Genomic DNA, 21,541 nt, shown 5'->3' with positions numbered 1-21,541 from the left:
TTATTCCAATAGATATTAGGAGGTATTGTATGAAGAGAAAATGGTTATCCGGGGCGCTGGTCGCGAGTCTTCTTGCAACATGTATGCCATTTGGTGGTGTCGAGGCCGCTTCTTTGGAAGCGCTTCCTGCTTTTCCGGGCGCGGAAGGCGGCGGCAAATATGTAACCGGGGGAAGAGCTCAACCTGTGTATGAAGTAACGACGTTGGCTGATTATGGTATCAAGGAAACTCCGATCCCCGGCTCCTTCCGCGATGCGGTAAGCCAAAGTAATCGGACCATTGTTTTTCGAGTGGGGGGAACCATCCATCTGAAGGAATCCCTCAAGATTACCGGCTCAAATCTGACGATTGCCGGGCAAACGGCTCCAGGTGACGGAATTACAATTGCCGACTACACAACCTCTGTTGAAGCTGACAATATTATTATGCGCTATATGCGTTTCCGGTTAGGCGACCGGGTAGCTAGTGAAGATGATGCTTTTGGATCAAGGTACCATAAGGATCTCATTATCGATCATAGCTCATTCAGCTGGTCGGTGGATGAAGTGGTCAGTCTGTATGATAACGAGAATACTACTGTGCAATGGTCGATATCCGCTGAAAGTATGCTGATGACGACACACCAGAAGGGACGTCACGGCTACGGAGGAATCTGGGGTGGCAAAAATGCCAGTTTCCTTCACAATCTGATTGCTCATAGCACCAGCCGCAACCCCCGTTTGCCGACGGTGACCAAATTGGTGGACCTGACGGAAATGTCTAATAACGTTATCTATAACTGGGGATTCGCTTCGACCTATGGTGGGGGAGCAGAAGATTATCGATATAATATCACTAACAATTATTATAAAAATGGTCCAAACACCTACACCAGTGTAAAAAATCAATTGTTTGGGGAAGTGTCACCAGAAACCCGGTTGTTTATAGATGGGAACATCATGGATGGTAATCCGAAGGTTACTGAAGACAACTGGAAGGGTGTGCAAAAGTATTCGGATATCTCTAAGCTTACGGAGCCGGCAAAGATGCCTAACCCCTATGCGGCAGTGTCGGCGGAGGAAGCCTACGTAAATGTAATGGCTGATGCCGGTGCCACTCTGCCAAGGCGTGATGCTTACGATGCGCGGGTCATTAATGATGTGAAGAATCGCACTGGACAGCATATTAATTCACCTATTGAAATAGGCGGTTACCCAGACTATACAGAGACAGCTTCCAATGTAATCGACATGGATCATGACGGTATGGATGACAGCTGGGAGATTGCTAATGGACTAGACCCTACCGATTCTGAGGATGGTAAGAAGACGACGTTATCTACGGAGGGCTATACGAATCTAGAAGTGTATCTGAATGATCTGATTGTGTTGGGAAAAGCAGGGAATGAGCATACAGACAATCCTGTAACCGCTATCAATTATCCTGTGAATAACCAAATCATAGAGTCGGGCAACAATGTGAAGGTTACAGCCTCTGCCAGTGATAGCGATGGTATTGCTAAGGTGGAATTTATCGTTAATGGTGTGAAGCAAGCCGAAGCTACCACAGCACCTTATAGTTTCGATTGGAACAATGTGCAGGATGGTACCTATTATCTCGTTGTTCAGGCTATAGACAATAAGGGTCTCAAGACACAATCTGATAACGTGGCTATTCATGTCAACACGTCTGGATCCGTTCTTCCTTGGACTTCGGTGGATATTGGCCATCCAGGGATAGCGGGAGTGACTACGCTTCATCCGGATAGCGGGAAGATTACGCTCAAATCGGCTGGACTTATCGGAGCAACATCAGAGAGCGAAACGGCTGTTGATAACTTTCAGTTTGCTTATCAAACCCTGACAGGCAATGGTGAAATTATTGCTAGAATCGATTCTGTAACGGGAACTGACGATTATGCCAAAGCAGGTGCCATGATTCGTGATAATCTCAATGAGAACTCTAAAATGACAATGCTGGCAATCCCTTATGTCAAATATGGCAAGAAGGGAGTTATGATTACCCGCTCCACCACAGGAGCCAAGGTGGTAAAAACAGAACCGGACAGCTTCATCAATACACCTTATTGGGTGAAGCTGGTTCGTCTTGGTAACGAAGTGACAGGCCTGGTATCGCCGGATAAAGTAACATGGAGCAAGGTAGGCACGGTGAAGCTTGACCTGAATGATACGGTTTATTTTGGTCTGGCAGCCGATGCCGCTAAGGTAGATAACGAGGTTAATCGTTATAATGCATCTGTCTTCAGTGAGGTGGAGCTGAAACCGCTTAGTGATCAGTTTCCTACTGCGCCCCGTGGTCTTACAGCGACAGCAGGTGAGGAAAAAGTGAAGCTGAACTGGGAGGATGTTGGTTCTGCCAAGTCGTATAGTGTTAAACGTAGTGAGGTTTCAGGCGGTCCATACAAGACGATCAATACTGAAATTAAAGATAGCCTATATACTGATTCCGGACTCAGCTCCGGAAAAACTTATTACTACGTGGTCAGTGCAGTGAATGAGCTTGGTGAAAGCATTGATTCCGATGAGGCCAGCGCTACGGCTGAAGGTGAAGCAGGTAATGTGTATTATGTGGATGAAGACTTTGAACAGGTTGCTGTGGGTGTGACACCAGAGTATTATGATGTGACTCCAAATCCACAGACTGAAATTCAAAAGGTTATTGTATCTCCCACACCGTCTGACAGTAAGGGGAATACGTCAGATCAAGTGTTGAATGTGTTCGATGGTGCGAACGGCAGCGTGCAGTTTATCCGCAAATTCGCGCCAATTACGGGTGCACTCGTTATTGACACTGACTTTATGTTTGCGACAGAATCGGGAACCTCGGTGTTCCTGCAGGCCCAGAGTACAGATGGAAGCAAAACGGCATTCTCCATTGAGAGCAGAAAGCCAACGCTTCCTGAAGCTACAGGTAAATATACGCTAACCATGAGTAGGGGAAGCAGTCAGTATCATCAACTGATGAACTCTTATTCCCTAAAACAATGGTATAACCTGAAGCTAAAGGTGGATGTGAACAACGATAAAGTGGATGTATATATCGATGATCAGCCTGCGGGCTCTTTTCCGTTCACAACCACGAATTTCGCCAGCTATGGCATTGGGCGTATTTTGTCCAAGACACCGGGCGGCGGCTCAGGAAATTATTACTTAGATAATTTAAAGATCTATGTTGAGCCGATTGAAACACCGCTTGGACTGACTGGACTTCCAGGAAACCAAGCAGCCCAGCTATCCTGGCCTGCTCTTGAAGGGGCAACTTCCTACAATATTAAGAGAAGTCTTAAGAGCGGGGGGCCTTATGAGACTATTGCCAACGCTATTACAGAGACATCATATATTGATACTGAAGTTACCAACGAAACTACCTATTATTATGTTATCTCGGCGATGGCGCCCACTGGTGAATCGGGAAATTCCAATGAAATTAGTATTACCCCATCCGCTTTGGCGGTGAAATTGCCTGCGCCAGAATCGTTCGCGGCTGTAAGTCGGAATACTCAGCTGGATCTCAGCTGGAATGCTGTGGAGAATGCAGCTAGCTACAGCATCAAGAAGTGGAATGAGACTTCAGGCAGCTATGAACTCGTGTCAAAAGAAATCGCCGGCACAACTTACCGCGTCGGAGGTCTGGCCAACGGGCAAACCTACCGTTACGTCGTATCTGCAACCAATGTGGCCGGAGAGGGAAAAGAATCAGCGCCTGTTGAAGCTACTCCGCAATCTCCTTTGGGAACGCCTGTCGTTTCCATTGAAGCTGGTGACAGTGTAATGAAACTCAGCTGGCCAGCGATTGAGGAAGCGAGCCAGTATATTGTCAAACGTGCCTCATCGGCGAAAGGTCCTTATGAAGTGCTCGGGTCTGATTTATCAGGCACAAGCTTTACTGATAGTGGGCTCGTAAACGGAACACCGTATTATTACAAAGTCAAAGCAATAAATGGTACCCGTAGTAGTCTAGATTCAGCTGTTGCCTCAGCGGTTCCATACCAGAATTCCGGCCAGCCGCAGGCTCCACAAGGAGTTAGTGCTGAGCCTGGCAACACTGACATCCATCTGACTTGGAATGTAGCTGATGGAGCTAGCAGCTATCAAATTCTACGCTCGGAGAGCGGTGGCAGTTATGCGGTCGTGGCCGACGGCATCGAAGCAACCGATTATACCGATAAAGGCTTGAGCAACGGGACTGCCTATCAATATGCGGTAATCGCCATCGGTGATAAGGGTGCCAGTCTTCCATCCGAGGTGGTCAAGGGAATTCCAGCTCCTGTCATTATTGTTGCTCAGAATGGGACAGGAGATTATAAAACGATTAATGACGCTATTCAAGCAGCACCTGATAATAGTGCCCTAACCACGATTATTAAAGTGAAGAACGGCACGTATAAGGAGAAGGTGCTTGTACCTTCTAGTAAGATGAATATTAGTATCATCGGTGAGAGCCGGGAAGGTACCGTACTTATTAACGGTGACTCCGCGAAAACCATTGGCTCAGATGGTAAAGAAATGGGCACCAGCGGCAGTTATACACTAAAGGCTGCTGCAACTGATTTCACACTGGAGAACATGACGGTTGAGAACAGTGCTGGGCGGGATGCCGGTCAGGCAGTCGCTTTATATGCTGAAGGAGACCGGGGAGTGTACAGAAATGTTAAGCTTCTAGGATATCAGGATACCCTGTTCGCAGATAAGGGAAGAGCCTATTTCGTCGACAGCCATATTGAAGGTACAGTAGACTTTATCTTCGGTAATTCCGCTGCCGTATTCGAGAATAATGTGATTCAAAGTGCGGGTGCTGGCTATGTTACTGCGCCTTCCACGGCAACGGGTAAGCCTGGTTATGTGTTCATCAATAATCGACTAACTGCCAGTGAGGGCGTTGCTGCTGGAACCGTTGATTTGGGCCGGCCATGGAGAGAATATGGCAGCTCTACCTTCATTAACACGGAGCTGGGAGCTCATATTCGTGCTACTGGCTGGCATGAATGGTATGAAGGTCGTTCCAAAACTGCACGGTTCTCTGAGTTTTTAAGTTACGGAGAGGGTGCTAATGCAGCTTCACGTTACAGCTGGTCCAAACAATTAACAGCAGAAGAGGCGGCTGCCTATACGATTGAAGCTGTGCTTGGTGGAAGTGATGGCTGGAATCCACAGCAATCCAAGATCTTAGTGGGTCAAGAGCAGATACCTGAGGCACATGTCTCTTCAATTACTGTAACGGGTAAAGATGGAATTAGCAGCATTGAGTCGAAGGGCGGTGCCTTGCAGCTGCAAGCCTCTGTGCTTCCAGAGAATGCGACGAATCCTAAAGTTATCTGGACGGTAACTGAAGCAGATGGGGTAACCTCTACGGATAAAGCGGTTATTAATGAGAAGGGCTTGCTGACAGCTAGAAAGAACGGTAGCGTACAAGTAACTGCGCGAGCTATAGATGGAAGTGGAGTATCCGGAAGCCTAGAGATTAACATCAGCGGACAAGATGAGATTGCCCGTAATCTGCCCGCTGCAACGCTGAACGGACCGGTCACAGTGGTGGCAGGACAGGATTTCACTTACCGTGTAGGGATTACAAATGTTACTACCTCCGTCTACAAGGAAGTGTATGCTGTAGACTTTACCATGGCATATGACGTATCTGGTGTGGAATTTGTATCTGCTCAGACCTTGCCAGACGGATTCAGCATCACTCATATTAATGAGGACAGTCCAGGTCTAATAACAGTTAGTGTAGCTGGAACGGAGGCAGGAAATATCCTGACCGATGATGCGGAATTCTTAGAAATGGTCTTCAAAGCGAAGAAGACAACCCGTGAAATCGCCGTGCCGCTTGGATTTATTTCTTTCCGGGGATCCAACACAGATGTTGATTTTGACATCCTGCATGAGGCACAGTCGGTTGTTCATGTCATGCCTATATCCGTCATGGAGATAAAAGTCTCCTCCAAAGATAATGTGAGCGAAATCAAGTCAGGGCAAACCCTGCAAATGGCAGCTGTAATCCTGCCGGACCATGCATCCGATCCAGCAGTGAGCTGGTCAGTAGTGAATGAGGATGGATCAGCTACTGAGCGAGCAACTATTACGGATACCGGCTTGCTCACTGCAATTGCAGCAGGCACGGTAACCGTGAGAGCGACAGCTAAAGATGGCTCCGGTGTTGTAGGTACGATGTCCATTGAGATTAAGGCAAAATCGCAGGTTTCAGAATCGGGCGGTACTTCATCTTCAACGACAGTCAAACCAGTGAAACAACCGGAACCAACTGTGAACGCAGATGGAGTTACTCTTTCCGTGACAGCGGATGTGAATGGTAAAGCTATTGCAGAGGTATCCTCAGCGATTCTGCAACAAGCAATTGGCTCAATGCAGAATGGAGTATTGAGAATCACAGTGAAGCCAGCCTCTGCCAGCTCTGAGGTTGAACTGACCTTGCCAGCTCGTGAGTTGGCTGGAGCGGGAGCAAAAGCAATTCAACTTTTAGAAATAGACATGGGATTGTCTACGTTCCGAATAAATGCTGACCTGCTTCTTGCGATGGCAGGATCTGACGCCGTAAGCGTTAAGCTTGTAGTTGGCAAAGTTGACGCGAAGACACTGTCGCTTCAGACAGATGTCGGGGATATTTATGAGTTTAAGTTCTTTGTTGATGGCAAACAGTTTGACAGCTTTGGGCGTGGACTGAAGGTTGAACGGGATTACAAACCAAAGACAACTTCAGGTGTAGAACAAATAGTAGTCTACCAAATCCGTGAAGACGGGACTGTGGAGGTGGTTAGAAACTCTCAGTTTAATCTGACAACTGGCAAGATCATCTTTAGACCAGACAATTCCAGCAGATTCGCAGTAGCATATGCGGAAAATTCCTTTAAGGATATCGCTGGACTAGGCTGGGCACAAAATAGCATTCAGGCCCTCGCCGCCAGAGACATCCTGAATGGCACCGGAGATCATAATTTCGGGCCACAGCTGAATGTAACTCGGGCACAGTTCTTGAAGATGCTGATGCTTGCATTAGAGCTAGAGGAAGGTAATGCGGCAAGTACATTTAAGGATGTTTCACTGGATGCTTGGTACTACAGCTCCGTTGCTGCTGCTCAGCAGCTAGGAATTATTCAGGGCAGATCTGATGGAACCTTCGGTGCTAATGAAACGATTAGCCGTGAGGAAATGGCGTTGATGGCTTATCGTGCAGCACAGCTCGCTAAGCTTACGGTCGTGGGAGTGGACCAGCCAGTGAATTTCAATGATGCCGCTGACGTTTCAGCCTACGCTCGTGAGGCTGTACAATTCATGAGCGGAGCAAAGATTATTCAAGGTGTGGGCAAAGATAACTTTGCACCTAAAGCCAATACAACTCGTGCTCAGGCAGCTGTTATTGTCTATCGATTGTTCCAGCTAAATCCTTAAATTTCAAGTTGACACCCTGTGTGATTTATCATATTATGATTGGAGTTGTTATAAGTAAATAAACCAAACTCTATCCAGTGGATGGAGTGGCGGAATTTTGTCAAAGATGTATTCTTTGGTTTCAATCGCCCCTTGTCATTTCGATGACAAGGGGCTTTATTATGTTAATGAGCTTGCTCAAGAGAAAGGGAAGAGGTTTACGATGAATATGAAGTTATTCAAATATGCTTTACTAGTTTTTTTAGGCGCTTGTAGTTATGGCTCACTCTCTACGATCGTCAAGCTTGGAATGAACGATGGTTTTAGAATGAAACAATTGGTAGGATCACAATACTTTTTTGGATGGTGTATGCTGCTCTTGCTGGTCTTATTATTTTCTCGAAAGAAATTAGGGTTAAAAACAGGCGGGAAATTATTAGCCGCTGGGATCACCATCAGTTTAACTGGCATATTTTATGGCTTCGCCGTTGAACAATTACCTGCTTCGATTGCGATTGTACTGTTATTCCAATTTACTTGGATCGGTGTAATTCTGGAGGCAGTTGTAGATCGAAAACTTCCTAGTCGGGAAAAAGTGATTTCGATGGTTATCCTTCTAATTGGTACAGTATTAGCGGGGGGCATCCTTGAGCCGAGTATAGGTGGAATTACGACCACTGGTGTGATTTTTGGCTTAATGTCAGCCGTGTCGTTTGCTTTCTATATTTTTGTGAGTGGAAGAGTAGCTACGCAGGTGCCTGCCGTTAATAAAAGCTTGTATATGACCACTAGTGCAATGGTTATTATTATGACTGTTTTTTCGCCTTCGTTTTTATATGACGGTGCGATTACCGATGGGCTTTGGAAATACGGCCTACCTCTAGGTTTGTTGGGCATCGTAATTCCAGTTCTGTTCTTTTCGATCGGGGTTCCGAAGCTGGGTTCAGGTCTAGGCGCGATTTTAGGGGCAGCGGAGTTACCGGCAGCTGTAGTAGCCTCCGTGTTAGTTCTGCAAGAAGAGGTATCATTACTTCGCTGGATCGGGATTATCGTAGTTCTGATCGGGATCGCAGCTCCACAAATCCTACCGATGGGGACAGGGAAAAAGTCATCCAAACCATCACCAAAACAATCACCAAAACAATCACTCCGTAAGGTAGAACTTTAATCGGCAAACTGGCATCGATGGTATGATCTGATCCTGAGGGGATTAGATTATCTATCGGTGTTTTTTTTTGTGGAAAAAAAGATTGGTGTTAATTTTTCTGGTATCGATAATGGATGTCTATTATATAGTGGTTCTATTCTTAACTAAATGGAGATGACCACTTATGAACACTAAAAACTATGACTATTTTAAAACGCTGCATGATCAAAAAAATCCACTGATCCTGTACAACTGCTGGGATGTAGCCTCGGCTAAAGCAATAGAGCAAGCTGGATCAAAGGCGCTAGCAACCAGCAGCTATTCCATGGCGGAAGCGTGGGGATATTCGGACGGTGAACAGCTTACATTTGAGCTTATGCTTTGGATGATATCAAAGATTGCCGAACGAGTAGCAGTTCCATTGACCGTAGACATCGAAGGTGGATATGCTATAGATGAGGATATTTTAGCGCATAACATGGAGCAGTTATTTCAATTAGATATCTGTGGTATCAATTTTGAAGATCAGATCGTAAATCATCCTAACAATGAACTATGGGAGACCAGCGAACAAAGCCGGAGGATCAAAACCATACAACAAGTAGCCTCCAAACTGCAAAAGCGCGTGTTTATTAACGCTAGAACGGATATCTTTTTCAAGGCTAAGGAACATTCGATGGATCTAGTCAATCAAGCTATAGAACGTACCTATGCTTATGCTGACGCTGGAGCGGATGGGATTTTTATACCGGGGCTCGCTGATCCAAGCTTGATTGAACAATTTGTTAAAAAATCGCCACTGCCTGTGAATATCATGGTTATGGACAGTATGCTTTCAAATCATGAATTGCAAAATATTGGCGTGAAACGGATTAGCTATGGACCGCGTAGTTTCTTTCAGGCACAACATAACCTCCAAGAAAATGCCCGGCAAATGCTTGATGCCTCAGGACTTTATTTAGAAATGAGCTAACCACACTATGATAACTAATGAGCAGGATATCGATAAATATTATAAGATGCTGGTCGAGAAAAACTCGAATTATGAGGGCGTATTTTTTGTAGGAGTGAAAACAACGGGCATCATGTGTAGGCCAACTTGTCCCGCTAAAAAGCCATTAAAAGAAAATTGTGAGTTTTTTGCTACAGCCAAGGAAGCCTTATTAGCTTCATATAGACCTTGTAAAAGGTGTCAGCCGCTATCCAATCCAACAAAAATGTCTCCTGAAGTAAAGCTGCTAGTAGAAGCTATTGAGAGCAATCCGGAACGAAAATGGACAGATAAAGATTTTGATGAGCTGTCTATTAGTGCAAACACGGCACGCCGCCAATTTAAGAAACAATTTGGAATGACCTTTATCGAATATGCACGTTCTAGACGTTTAGGACTGGCATTCAAACATATTAGGAATGGGGATTCAATCATTAACGCACAACTGGAAAGCGGGTACGATTCGAGCAATGGGTTTAGGGATGCTTTTTCACGAACGATGGGGACTGTCCCGAATCATTCCAAGCAAATTAAAGTGCTGTACTGTACTTGGATAGAAACGATATTGGGTTCTATGCTGGCCATCTCCGATGAAGAGAGTCTTTTACTGCTGGAATTTGTGGATCGCAAGGGACTTGAAAATGAAATCAAGAGATTACGCATTCGCTTAAATGCAACTATATTACCTGAAAAGGTAGCCGTCCTTCACCAAATTGAGGAGGAATTGAAGCTGTATTTCACCGGTGAACTTACGGAATTTACAACGCCGGTTCGTTATTTGGGCTCAGACTTTCAGCAAAAGGTGTGGAATGAACTCCGGAAAATACCTCTGGGACAGACAGCTTCTTATAAGGAGCTTGCAGAGAAAATCAACAATCCTTCTGCTTGCCGCGCTGTAGCAAGGGCGAATGGCACCAATCAACTCTCAATCTTGGTTCCATGTCATCGAGTGATAAATAGCAATGGTGAATTGGGGGGCTATGGAGGCGGGCTTGCCAGAAAAGAATGGTTAATCAAACATGAGTCTAACCGCTCCTTAAAGGAGAATAATTTCATTTAACTACTTCTCTCTATTACGGAGAAAGTGATGGGTCCCCTTACCTCAAGGCAGGAGATTCATCACTTTCTGTACTTAAATACTGAACTAACATGTCCACAAATCGGTTAGCAATTTGAATATCCTGAAGTTCGTTGTTGAAATCGTCTTTGGAAATCAGGCTTATTTTCTGCAATAAACCCATCATAGACGTGAAGATGAAATGAGCAGTGGATAAGGGTTCTGTATCAAATTTTAATGATCCATCTTTAACTCCGGCCTCCAGAGCATCCATTAAGAAATGTCGTTCTTTACCCCGCATCACAAAATTTCTGTAATTTTCTTTGAGTTCTTTACTGTAATCATAGGCTTCAAAATGCAAATCGAATAGAAGAATGAATTTGATGTAACCTGGGTGTTGCCGGGCATAATCAATCCAAGCATTAAGCATCGAAGCAAGCATTTGCTTACCATTCATTTCAATTGAAGAAGGTGCGCTTCTAACAAATTGCGTCATGCTCTCCAGGATCTCCATCTGGACCTCAAAAATCAGTTCGTTCATGGACTGGAAATGCTTATAAAAGGTAACCCGGCTTACACCAGCCACGTCGCAGACATCCTTAATATTAACTTTGAGAAAGCTTTGCTTCATAAAAAGATCCTTCGCCGCAGCAATCAATTCTTCCCGGTTTCTGTTTTTTAAATTCTGGTGCCAGTTCTCAGTCATGGGTTACACTCCTTTCTTGTTCTTTTTTTGGTTTTTGTAAGGTGATGAAAAAGGCAGAGGCCAGGATAATTGCCCCAAAAATATAGGGGATATCCATGTGTTTGTCAAACATCAATCCCGCTAAAATGGGTCCAAGTATGTTTCCAATGCTGGTATACGTTGTATTTAATCCGGCAGCATATCCTTGCCGATCACCAGCTGAGTTGGCAATCAATGTACTTACTGTGGGTCGTAAAAAAGCATTAAAAGCAAAAAATAAACCGGACACAACTAATAAATAACCTAAATTGATCTTGAATATCATCAACAATAAGGTTATAGCGGTCATCACCAATGATATACGTATAAGCTTTATCTCGCCAAGTCTCTTAATCAGATGATCAAGCAGCCAGATCTGCACAATAATGCCTATAATAGCACCAACCGTAATAATGATTGAGATTTTCGTTGCATCAAAACCGTATTTTTGTTCCACAAAAAGGGCGTACACCGTTTCATAATTCATCAAACCAAATGTCATAATCAGAATGAGCAGCAGATAGCGGAAATAGGACGTCCGGAATGAATTTACGATTTGATTACGAATGGCTTCCCGAGGGGCCCATTTGTTAACGGATTTCCGTTTTTCCTTTGGGAGTGTCTCTGGCATATAAAAACAAAGTATCGTAGCGATAAGCCCAAGTCCACCCGCAAAAAAATAAGGCATCCGTATGCCAAACCCAGCGATAATGCCGCCTAACCCTGGACCAAGTACCATACCCAAATTCATGGAAGCCCCCAAGTACCCCATACCTTTAGCGCGGGTTTCATGGGTGGTGATATCAGCGACGTAGGCCATATTGGAAGGAACCATGATTCCGATACCTATACCCCCAATAAATCTTGCGATATAGAGTAGGGGTAATGTCGTAGAGACAGCAAATATCAGATCTGAAAGCACGGTTAAAAACATTCCGGAAATGATCATTGATTTTCTTCCCCATTTATCCGAAAGCTGTCCCCCTATAGGTGAAAAAATAAACTGTGCTGCTCCAAAAGCTGCAATAAGATATCCGGCAGCAGCTCCTGACGCATTAAACAGCTTCAGATACTCAGGTAGAATGGGAATAACCATACCTTGCCCTAATAAAGCGATAAATAGATTCAACATCAGAATGAAAAGTGGAAATCTAGCAGACTTAGATAAGCTGCTCATATCTTAGCCCTCCCATATGGTTTACATTATGTAATTCTTTACTCGATGTAAACCATGATAATGGAATGATGGGCACTTGTAAAGGCGTATCTGAAATTTAGGATATGTCGTTTTTTGTACGTTTTTTCAAGTAAAAAAAGTACTGTTTTAAACAAAAGAAGGAAAATTTATGAATTCACATCATTATCCAAGTATGATAGCATGATCTATATATTTTGGTGTAAAGCGCGGGCTTATCTTAATAAGATTGGAGCGAACATCATGCTTAAGGTTCTGATCGTGGACGATGAACCCTGGGTTCTTGAGGGGCTAAGGACGATGATCGACTGGGAAAAATTCGGTTATGAAGTTTGTGGTGAAGCTCAAAATGGCACGGATGCGATGAGGCTTATCCAGGAGAATAAACCGGAACTGGTTCTTACGGATATTAATATGCCTGTATTTAACGGACTTGAGCTTATTACAAAGTTGAATGAGGTCATGGAGAAACCTCCTAAATTTGTGATTCTGTCTGGATATGATGACTTCAAGTATGCACGTACGGCATTGCGCCAGCGGGTAAATGAATATTTATTAAAACCCATTGATGATGAAGAAATAGAGGCTTTATTAAGCAGGATCACTCCAATAATCCAAAATGAAATCGCTTCCAATGAGGAGTTTGATAAAAAGCAATTTTTTATCGTAAATAATATCATCAACCGCCTGATCCAAGGGGAGTATAACGAAAATTTAGAGCTTCTAACCCGAAACACCTTGAAGCTTCAAGCGGATGCAGAGTTAATGTGTATTCTTATCGAACCGGCCTCCTCTATGAATCCATTCCAACCGCAGATAAGTGATTATTTTTCCGAGGAACACTTCTGCTTCTTTCAAGACGGATCGGGAAGAGCGGGGATCATTCTTCAGTCTGCTTCTATCGGCAATGAGAGCCTGGAGACTATCGTCAACCAGATGCATTCAGATCTCACTGAACAATCACAGGAGCTGGTCTTTTTAGCACTTAGCAGCAGAATGGTCGGGGTGAGCTCGATTCGAGAGATTTATAGGCAGGCACTTGAGGTATGGAAACGAAAAACGCATCAGCAGAAAAGAGGGGTCTTTTATTATAGTGAGCTTAGGAACCTGAAAAAGGAAGAACCTCATGAGGACCATTTCAGACAGCTGCTGCATAAGGTCCAAACGAATGATACGGAACAGATCCAGCCTTGTGTAAAAGAAGCGTTCACTGCTTTCGTTGAGAATCTGTTGACCCTTGAAGTTGTAAAAGCAAAAGTGGCCCATTTAGAGCTTACGATCTGTAGAATTATAGCTCAAATGAATGGAGACCCGGATACGATTATGATTAAGCTTCAGCAAGAATACGGAAATCTAGGTGAGCTTAGTGATTATTTTATATTAAGCCGTTATGTACAAAGTCTGTGTGAACGGGCTGCCGTCTATCTGTCTGAACTAGAGCAGCAGAATGAACAAAATACGATTTACAAGGTTATTCAGTATGTGGATCGGGAATTTCGGAATAAATTAAAGCTTCAGGATTTGGCACAACAATTTCATATTAATTCTACCTATTTGGGACAACTGTTCAGAAAGCAAACGGGTCAGGGTTTTAGTGAATACCTAAATGCCAAACGGATTGAAGAGGCAAAAAGTCTGCTGAAGCGAACACAGTTAAAGATATCGGATATAGCGGTGCAGGTGGGATTCTCTAACACTGATTATTTTATAGATAAGTTTAAGCTGCTTGTAGGGGTAGTACCATCCGTGTATAAAAATGAGAATAAGAACCAACAGCTCTAGGGGAAGCAAGGTGTTTCATATGGAGAGAAAAAAATTCAGATTTAGAAAAGTAGTGAATGATATTCCCTTAAATTATAAATTTTCCCTTATTTATATCATAGGTGTTCTTCTCCCTATCATTATTATTAACCTTGTTTTTTTGGATCGGATTTCCGATCTGATCAAATCGAGAGAGCAGCAGAATCTAGAGATATCCTTAGAAAGAGCCCGAAAGGATATTCATGACTTCATTGAAGGTGGGGTAGCTGTCAGCTATACGCTTTCTGCTGATAAGAACCTGTATGAATTGCTTGAGCGGACGTATGGGAACTCTATTGAATTCTATGACACTTTTGATGAACAGCTAAGAGGCCGCATGAATAGCTATATGCCGGTGAACAATCAGATTGAACGGATTACTGTATTCACGAACAATGATTCCATTGTTTCTGGCAGCAACTATCAGGTCATCAATGAAAAGGTTATGAATAGTGAATGGTATAAGCAGTCGAAGGCTGCGAATAAACATCTGTTTCTTGCCGCTTATCATATGAGTGACATCTCTAGTGTGATTTCTACAGCGCCTTATTTGAGTGTTATTGAGCGAATGGACGCTTACAGCTCATACAATAAATTTGAAAAGCTGCTTAGAATTGATTTGGATCTCAGTAAAATATATGACGTGATTATCAGAGAAAAAGATTACTTGAGTCTTTATCTGGTTAACGAGCAGGACGAGATTATTATGTCTGCCCAAAGCGGGTATCAAAGAGGCACCACGGAACCTTATCCCGTGTTCAAGCTGCAGGATGATGAGCGCAAGGAGGATGTGCATATTGTACCCGTCGGCGGAGCTAGTTATATAAAAGGCTGGCGGATAATAGGAATTACACAAGGTGAGCGTATTGCCCAAGCGATAATGGAGATTCGGATTTATGCAGGGATTCTGGCGTCTATTGTCACGCTAATCACAACCGCTTTTTTATATGTGATGTTAAGATCCTATAATTATCGGGTGAAACGGTTGTCCAGACATATGCAGAAAGTATCCAATGAGAAATTTGAGCTGATTCGGATTGATGAAGGTCAGGATGAGATCGGGGGCTTGATCCGTAATTTTAACAGGATGACCACTACCATTAATTCCTTGATCAATGATGTATATAAACTGGAGATTCAAAAAAATAATCTGGAGATGGAAAGAGTAAGAGCTGAACTGAATTTCCTGCAAAGCCAGATGAATCCGCATTTTCTGTTTAATACGTTAAATGCCATTTTGGTGGTCTGTACTAAAAATAATTACTCGGATGTTACGGATATCATTAAGAGTTTATCGAAATTACTTAGACGGCTGCTGAGCTGGAAAGAGGATCTCGTTACCTTGGAAGAAGAAATGACTTTCATCGAGATGTATTTGAAAATTGAAAAATTCCGGTTCAGGGATAAATTCGACTATCAATTTGAGATCGATGAGCAGTCGCTTCAATATAAGATTCCCAAGCTAAGCATGCAGCCGCTCGTTGAGAATTCCTGCAAACATGGTCTACAGGCCATAGAGGGACTAGGTGTGATAAAAGTGAAGACGTTAGTGGAGGAGGGACGATTAAAAGTTACCGTCTCTGATAACGGTAAAGGGATAGAGCCAGAGAAGCTGCAAGAATTATTAGGTAATGTTCAAAATGAAGCGTCTTCGGGAACGAATATCGGAATCCGCAACGTGTACCGCCGATTAGAATTGTACTATGAAGATCAGGTCCGTTTTGATATCAGCAGCGTTCCGGATGAAGGGACCATTGTCACTTTTGACATTCCACTAAAACTCCTGGAACGGAAGAATAGCTAGAAAGTGAGGGACCCCCAATGAAATACAAAGTATTATTGATCGATGATGAGCCTAGTGCGCTTGAAGCGATGCAGCTGTGGATTGATTGGCAGGAGCTTGGCTTTGAGGTATGTGGAACCTCCAGCAATGGCAAAGAGGGGCTGGAGCTAATGAAACAGCTAGAGCCAGATCTTGTAATTACGGATGTTAATATGCCGCTAATGAATGGGCTGGAGATGGTCGCAGCTTGGCAACAAGCTGAGATTAAGGAGATCAAATTTGCCATACTAAGTGGTTATAGTGAGTTTGAATATGCCAAGACAGCTATACACTATGGAATTAATCATTATCTGATGAAGCCAGTGTTTCCCGAAGAGGCGGCAGAAGAATTGCTGGAGATATATCAGGAGCTGGAGCAGGAAGCTCAGAAGCGCAGTTTAAATCAAATAGCCTCCGCGGAGGAGGCTGTTTCTCTCCTGAAAGGAATGCTGCATGAGAAAGCTGAGCAGTCGAATCAGGAGGTACTTAACCGACTATCGAAAGGTAAAAACCATTGGAATATTTGTTTGATACAGACAGAGCCGGTTTTATATACGGAGATCAGAGAGCAAGCCTCAGCCCTCCTAACCGATAAAGATTCTATGTTTCTGATGGATCTGGAGAGTCATTGTTTTGGAATCGTATATGGATACAATTCATTGTCCACTGAGGGAGCTGTGATCGATCAGATTGCAACTCCTTTGCTGAATGAACACCCCAAACAAGCTTTATATATTGCAACAGGTGCTGGTGTAGGCTCCTTGCTTCAGATCGGGAACAGTTTCCGAATGGCGAAAGAAGCATTAATGTATTATTTTTATTATTCTGAAAATGTAGAGATCCTGACTTATCAGGAGATTAAGGATAGTCCCTTTAGTTATCATTATGATCAAATTCAACTGATGGATGACTTGATAAGACCGATTAACACCCTGGACTCCGCAGGCTTTAGCCAAGCTGTGAACTCGGCAGCCCGCAGTTTCCGGGAACAGCGCATCGCTCCAGAGGTTGTGAAGAAAATTGTTATTCATATGATGTATAAGATTATTGAGTTTACCTCGGAAGCCAGTGAAGTTCATGAGTCCTCCTTATCTAATCAAATTAGAATCCCCGCGATGTTAGACTCAATGATCACCTTGACGGACTTAATGCGTAATTTGCTATTCTGCGGCGAGGCCAGTATCGATATCCTTCTTAAGGAACAAAACCTAAAATCACAGGGGATTGTTCAGGAGATTAACAATTATATTGAAGAGCATTTTCGCGAATGTCTTACCATTAAGAGACTATCAGAGGTTTTTTTCCTGCACCCGGTATATCTGGGTCAATTATTGATCAAGAAGAACGGTATTAATTTCAATGAACAGCTGCATAACCTCCGAATAAAAGAGGCAGTACATTTACTTCAACAAAATAAATTAAAAAATAGTGAAATCGCTGAAAAAGTGGGCTATGGCAATTATAGTCAGTTCCTCAAGCAATTTGAAAAAAAACTGCATATGAGCCCTAACGAATTTAAAAACACTAATACCTAAACTTTTTGGGGGTACATCTTTAATTCTGGCGTATTTTCAGAAGATTATCACCTCTATAATTTAACTTGTAAGGGCTTACAACATTGTTACACCAACAAATATATGGAGGTGCTTTATGGGGGGCAAGTTAATATCCAAATGGAAACTTAGTCTGATTGCTGTGTTATCCCTAAGCTTTACCTTAGCAGGGTGCGGAGGAAATAACAGCAACAATACGACGGCTAAAGGGGAAGACAAACCAGCAGAAACAGCCACTTCAACTGCTGCAGGAACAGATTCTGAGAAGATTGAACCTTTTGAAATTAGTATCTTTCTTGGAGAAGCAGGCCAGCAACCAACACCAGATAATAAAATTTACAAAATGATTAAAGAAAAAACAGGCGCATCCTTCAATTTCGAATTCTTAGCTGGGGATCTTAACCAGAAGTTAGGCGTAATGATTGCCGGTCAGGATTATCCGGATTTGATGACTGCCAATACTAAGCTGACAGGAGCGGAAGCTTTTATCCCGCTTGAAGATTTGATTGAACAATATGCTCCAAATTTGAAAGCGCATTACGCAGATTACTGGAACATGATGAAAGACCCGAATGATGGACATATTTATACGCTTCCGAATTATGGTGCGTATAACGGTAAAGTGAATACAACCTATTATGCAGGTCCTGCTTTCTGGATTCAGAAGGACATCCTGAAAGATGCTGGTTACCCACAGGTGAAGACCTTGGACGAGTATTTTGACCTCATTGTGAAATATAAAGAAAAAAATCTAACCATCGATGGAACGCCAACCATCGGATTCGAAATTCTTAACAACGACTGGAGAAACTGGGGGTTGTTTAACGCTCCTCAGCATCTGATCGGACACCCTAATGATGGCGGGGTAGTAGTTAATGATAACGTTGCAGAAATCTTCGCAGATAAAGACTATGCTAAGCAGTACTATCAAAAGCTTAATGAAATGAACCAATTGGGCGTTATCGACCAAGAAACATTTGTGCAAAACTACGATCAATATTTGGCGAAACTGTCCAGTGGAGCCGTTCTGGGAATGTTTGATCAGCACTGGAACTTTGGTTCAGCAGAAGATTCACTCCGGACACAAGGTAAAGATGAAAGAACTTATGTAGGACTTCCACTTGTGTTTGATACTAGCACTAAAGATTATTATCTGGATCGCCCAGCGCTGAACTTGAATAATGGCTTCGGGATCAGTATCAATGCCAAAAACCCTGAAAGAATTATTAAACTAATGGATACATTGATTCAAGAAGATTGGCAAAAAATCTTCACTTGGGGTATTGAAGGTGAAGATTATCAAGTGGAAAATGGCCGTTTTATAAGAAATGAAGAACAACGGAAGAACGCAGTTGATGCTACATGGAAGCTCAGCAACAAAGCAGATGCTTGGTATGCTACAGCTCCGAAATTGCAAGGATTCTTTGAGGATGGAAACTCAACAGATGCTGCGGCTCAACCAGAAGAATACCGGGCTGCACTCAAGCCGTATGACAAGGAAATTCTTGATGCTTATGGCTACAACAGTTATGTGGATTTCTTCAGCGAGCCTGAGCCGAACCCAGTAGCTTATCCAGCTTGGTCCATAGATCTTGTTGAAGGCTCAGATGCCAAAATTGCCGAAACGAAGCTGAATGAATTGCGAACCAAATACCTGCCAAAAGCAATCTTGGCCAGTCCATCAGAATTCGATAAGGTTTGGAATGACTTTGTTGGAGAAATTGGTAAAGCGAATGTCAAAGCCTATGAAGACAAAATCAATGAACAGCTTAAATGGAGATTTGATACTTGGAGTGTTAAATAGTTAGAGCTTGCTTAAAAATCAGAAAGTGGTGGCTTATTAGGCCAACCACTTTCTGAAATATATGGATGATGTGGGGAGAAAACATATATGGATGAGATATTAACGGGGAAAAAAGTTAACCGGCATCCTAAAAGAAAAAAGAAGCAACCGATTACTATGACCTTGATTAAGAATCAGAAACAGCTGATTTGGATGTCGGTTCCATTAATGCTTTATATTATACTATTTGCTTATGTTCCCATCTGGGGATGGACGATGGCTTTCCAAGATTATAAACCAGCTAGAGCATTTAGTGAACAAACATGGGTGGGTTTAAAACACTTCAAGTTTCTTTTTACGGACGATAGCTTTTTGAGAGTACTGCGCAATACGTTGGCCATGGGCCTAATTAATCTAGTTCTAGGATTTGTGACTGCGATAATACTGGCATTGCTGCTTAATGAGATCAAAAATGTATTTTGGAAAAGAACCGTTCAGACCATATCCTACTTGCCTCACTTCCTCTCTTGGATTATTGTAACAGGCATTGTAGCTACTTCTCTTTCGGTTAATGACGGGATTATCAACATCGTGCTCATGAAATTGCATCTCATTGATTCACCGATCCTTTGGTTGAGTGAAGGGAAGTATTTCTGGGGTATTGTAGGTGCTTCACACGTCTGGAAAGAAGTCGGATGGAGTACTATCATCTACTTGGCGGCTATCGCCTCTATTGATCCGGCTTTATATGAAGCTGCTGAGATTGATGGAGCGAACCGGTATAAGAAAATGCGTCATGTAACTTTGCCGGGCATGAAAGCAACCATTGTAATCCTGTTAATAATGTCCGTAGGACATGTACTGGAAGCTGGATTTGAGGTTCAGTACTTGTTAGGAAACGGGCTTGTCGTAGATTGGTCGGAAACGATTGATATATTTGTATTGAAATATGGTATAGCGCAAGGGAATTATTCCTTAGCTACCGCGGGTGGTATTTTCAAAACAGTCGTAAGTGTAACGTTGCTGCTATTAGCTAACTGGACTGCGAAGCGGCTAGGGGAAGAGAGGCTGTTATAATCATGGAAAAAACTCAATTGATTCCTCAAAAATCTCCAAAAAGTAATGCTGGAAACCGGATGAAAAATCTGAGGTTCGAACCCGTAGTGTTCAGCACCTTCAATACTATATTTATGGTTTGTCTAGTTATTGTTACCTTGTATCCATTCCTGAATACTATAGCAGTCTCCTTTAATGCGGGGAATGATACCATCCGCGGCGGCATTTATTTATGGCCTAGAGAGTGGACCATACAGAACTACAAAGCGGTTTTTGCCTCAGGTACAATTTATAATGCTTTTTGGATTTCGGTAGCACGAACAGTGATATCTACGATCCTGAATCTATTTTTAACCACGATGCTTGCGTATACGTTAAGCCGGAAAGAATATGTTTTCCGCAAACATATTACCTTTATATTCGTCCTTACCATGTATTTTAGTGCGGGTCTGATTCCAAACTATTTCCTTATGAAGGATCTTCATTTGCTCAATTCGTTCTGGGTATATGTAATCCCGTCCATGGTAAGTGCATTTAATATGATCGTTATCCGTACTTATATTGGTACCTTACATGAAAGTCTTATGGAATCTGCAAGAATCGACGGTGCCGGGGAATTCAAGATCTTCATGAAAGTAGTCTTCCCTTTGTGTAAACCTGTTCTTGCTACCATCGCCCTTTTTGTTGCAGTAGGTGCGTGGAACCAATGGTTTGATGCGTTTATCTACACCTCTTCCCGCCAGAACTTGAGTACATTGCAATATGAATTAATGAAGCTGCTATCCTCTACTATGAACTCGAACAGTAACCCTAGTGTAAATAACGGGACAGGGATGACTCAGGAGTCGGTACATGCCATGGTTACACCAATCTCCATACGGGCAGCCGTTACGATCGTTGCTTCGGTTCCAATTTTGCTAGTTTATCCATTCATGCAGAAATATTTTGTGGTCGGTCTAAATGTAGGAAGCGTGAAGGAATAAGGAGCTTGCAATCACTATTAAGTAATAGGAAGGTTGTCTGTTAAA

Annotated in this window: 12 protein-coding genes; 10 read left to right on the top strand and 2 right to left on the bottom strand. The window is 43.0% G+C overall.

Going from position 1 to position 21,541, the window contains the following annotated elements; genetic code table 11:
* Positions 1-29 precede the first annotated feature (29 nt).
* The 4 genes from MHB56_RS10085 (at position 30) to MHB56_RS10070 (ending at position 10,583) form a co-directional block, all read left to right on the top strand.
* Positions 30-7,406 carry a pectinesterase family protein gene (locus MHB56_RS10085; RefSeq protein WP_341143543.1) on the top strand — a complete coding sequence of 2,459 codons (7,377 nt, stop codon included), beginning with the start codon at positions 30-32 and terminating at the stop codon, positions 7,404-7,406.
* Positions 7,407-7,614: 208 nt separating this feature from the next.
* Positions 7,615-8,553 (top strand): EamA family transporter, encoded by a 939-nt coding sequence (locus tag MHB56_RS10080; protein WP_341144368.1) that lies wholly within the window; start codon positions 7,615-7,617, stop codon positions 8,551-8,553.
* A 163-nt stretch (positions 8,554-8,716) separates the two neighbouring features.
* The gene (locus MHB56_RS10075; protein ID WP_341143542.1) at positions 8,717-9,505 is read left to right on the top strand and encodes an isocitrate lyase/PEP mutase family protein; all 789 of its coding nucleotides are present in this window, start codon (positions 8,717-8,719) and stop codon (positions 9,503-9,505) included.
* 7 nt (positions 9,506-9,512) lie between these two features.
* A complete protein-coding gene (locus MHB56_RS10070; RefSeq protein ID WP_076307005.1) occupies positions 9,513-10,583 on the top strand; it encodes a bifunctional transcriptional activator/DNA repair enzyme AdaA in 1,071 nt (356 codons plus the stop codon).
* Positions 10,584-10,620: 37 nt separating this feature from the next.
* Here the strand turns inward: MHB56_RS10070 and MHB56_RS10065 are convergent, their stop codons facing one another.
* Positions 10,621-11,286, bottom strand: coding sequence for a TetR/AcrR family transcriptional regulator (locus MHB56_RS10065; protein WP_341143541.1), 666 nt, complete (start codon positions 11,284-11,286; stop codon positions 10,621-10,623).
* Complete coding sequence (locus tag MHB56_RS10060; protein ID WP_076281961.1) at positions 11,279-12,481, bottom strand: MFS transporter; 1,203 nt, start codon at positions 12,479-12,481, stop codon at positions 11,279-11,281. The genes MHB56_RS10065 and MHB56_RS10060 overlap by 8 nt, the downstream gene beginning before the upstream one ends.
* A 261-nt stretch (positions 12,482-12,742) precedes the next feature.
* Between MHB56_RS10060 and MHB56_RS10055 the strand changes: the two genes are divergently transcribed.
* From MHB56_RS10055 to MHB56_RS10030, 6 genes are all read left to right on the top strand, one after another.
* Complete coding sequence (locus MHB56_RS10055; protein ID WP_280753745.1) at positions 12,743-14,281, top strand: response regulator; 1,539 nt, start codon at positions 12,743-12,745, stop codon at positions 14,279-14,281.
* A gap of 19 nt (positions 14,282-14,300) precedes the next feature.
* The gene (locus MHB56_RS10050) at positions 14,301-16,103 is read left to right on the top strand and encodes a sensor histidine kinase (protein WP_076184836.1); all 1,803 of its coding nucleotides are present in this window, start codon (positions 14,301-14,303) and stop codon (positions 16,101-16,103) included.
* Positions 16,104-16,120: 17 nt separating this feature from the next.
* Positions 16,121-17,656 (top strand): response regulator transcription factor, encoded by a 1,536-nt coding sequence (locus tag MHB56_RS10045; RefSeq protein ID WP_341143540.1) that lies wholly within the window; start codon positions 16,121-16,123, stop codon positions 17,654-17,656.
* 115 nt (positions 17,657-17,771) lie between these two features.
* A complete protein-coding gene (locus MHB56_RS10040) occupies positions 17,772-19,478 on the top strand; it encodes a sugar ABC transporter substrate-binding protein (RefSeq protein ID WP_341143539.1) in 1,707 nt (568 codons plus the stop codon).
* Positions 19,479-19,565: 87 nt separating this feature from the next.
* Complete coding sequence (locus tag MHB56_RS10035; RefSeq protein ID WP_076130468.1) at positions 19,566-20,534, top strand: ABC transporter permease; 969 nt, start codon at positions 19,566-19,568, stop codon at positions 20,532-20,534.
* A 59-nt stretch (positions 20,535-20,593) separates the two neighbouring features.
* Positions 20,594-21,496 (top strand): carbohydrate ABC transporter permease, encoded by a 903-nt coding sequence (locus MHB56_RS10030; RefSeq protein ID WP_139329891.1) that lies wholly within the window; start codon positions 20,594-20,596, stop codon positions 21,494-21,496.
* Positions 21,497-21,541 lie beyond the last annotated feature (45 nt).

The organism is Paenibacillus sp. FSL H8-0315 (genome assembly GCF_038005365.1).
GTDB classification, from domain to species: Bacteria; Bacillota; Bacilli; order Paenibacillales; family Paenibacillaceae; genus Paenibacillus_AQ; species Paenibacillus_AQ odorifer.
The sequence above is the reverse complement of the archived record's forward strand: the minus strand, read 5'-3'. Positions and strand labels throughout refer to the sequence as shown.

Excerpts from the sequence above, each read along its gene's own strand:
- MHB56_RS10075 (WP_341143542.1), top strand. The coding sequence starts at position 8,717 with ATGAACACTAAAAACTATGACTATTTTAAAACGCTGCATGATCAAAAA.
- MHB56_RS10085 (WP_341143543.1), top strand. The coding sequence starts at position 30 with ATGAAGAGAAAATGGTTATCCGGGGCGCTGGTCGCGAGTCTTCTTGCA.
- MHB56_RS10045 (WP_341143540.1), top strand. The coding sequence starts at position 16,121 with ATGAAATACAAAGTATTATTGATCGATGATGAGCCTAGTGCGCTTGAA.
- MHB56_RS10080 (WP_341144368.1), top strand. The coding sequence starts at position 7,615 with ATGAAGTTATTCAAATATGCTTTACTAGTTTTTTTAGGCGCTTGTAGT.
- MHB56_RS10055 (WP_280753745.1), top strand. The coding sequence starts at position 12,743 with ATGCTTAAGGTTCTGATCGTGGACGATGAACCCTGGGTTCTTGAGGGG.
- MHB56_RS10035 (WP_076130468.1), top strand. The coding sequence starts at position 19,566 with ATGGATGAGATATTAACGGGGAAAAAAGTTAACCGGCATCCTAAAAGA.
- MHB56_RS10030 (WP_139329891.1), top strand. The coding sequence starts at position 20,594 with ATGAAAAATCTGAGGTTCGAACCCGTAGTGTTCAGCACCTTCAATACT.
- MHB56_RS10070 (WP_076307005.1), top strand. The coding sequence starts at position 9,513 with ATGATAACTAATGAGCAGGATATCGATAAATATTATAAGATGCTGGTC.
- MHB56_RS10065 (WP_341143541.1), bottom strand. The coding sequence starts at position 11,286 with ATGACTGAGAACTGGCACCAGAATTTAAAAAACAGAAACCGGGAAGAA.
- MHB56_RS10060 (WP_076281961.1), bottom strand. The coding sequence starts at position 12,481 with ATGAGCAGCTTATCTAAGTCTGCTAGATTTCCACTTTTCATTCTGATG.
- MHB56_RS10050 (WP_076184836.1), top strand. The coding sequence starts at position 14,301 with ATGGAGAGAAAAAAATTCAGATTTAGAAAAGTAGTGAATGATATTCCC.
- MHB56_RS10040 (WP_341143539.1), top strand. The coding sequence starts at position 17,772 with ATGGGGGGCAAGTTAATATCCAAATGGAAACTTAGTCTGATTGCTGTG.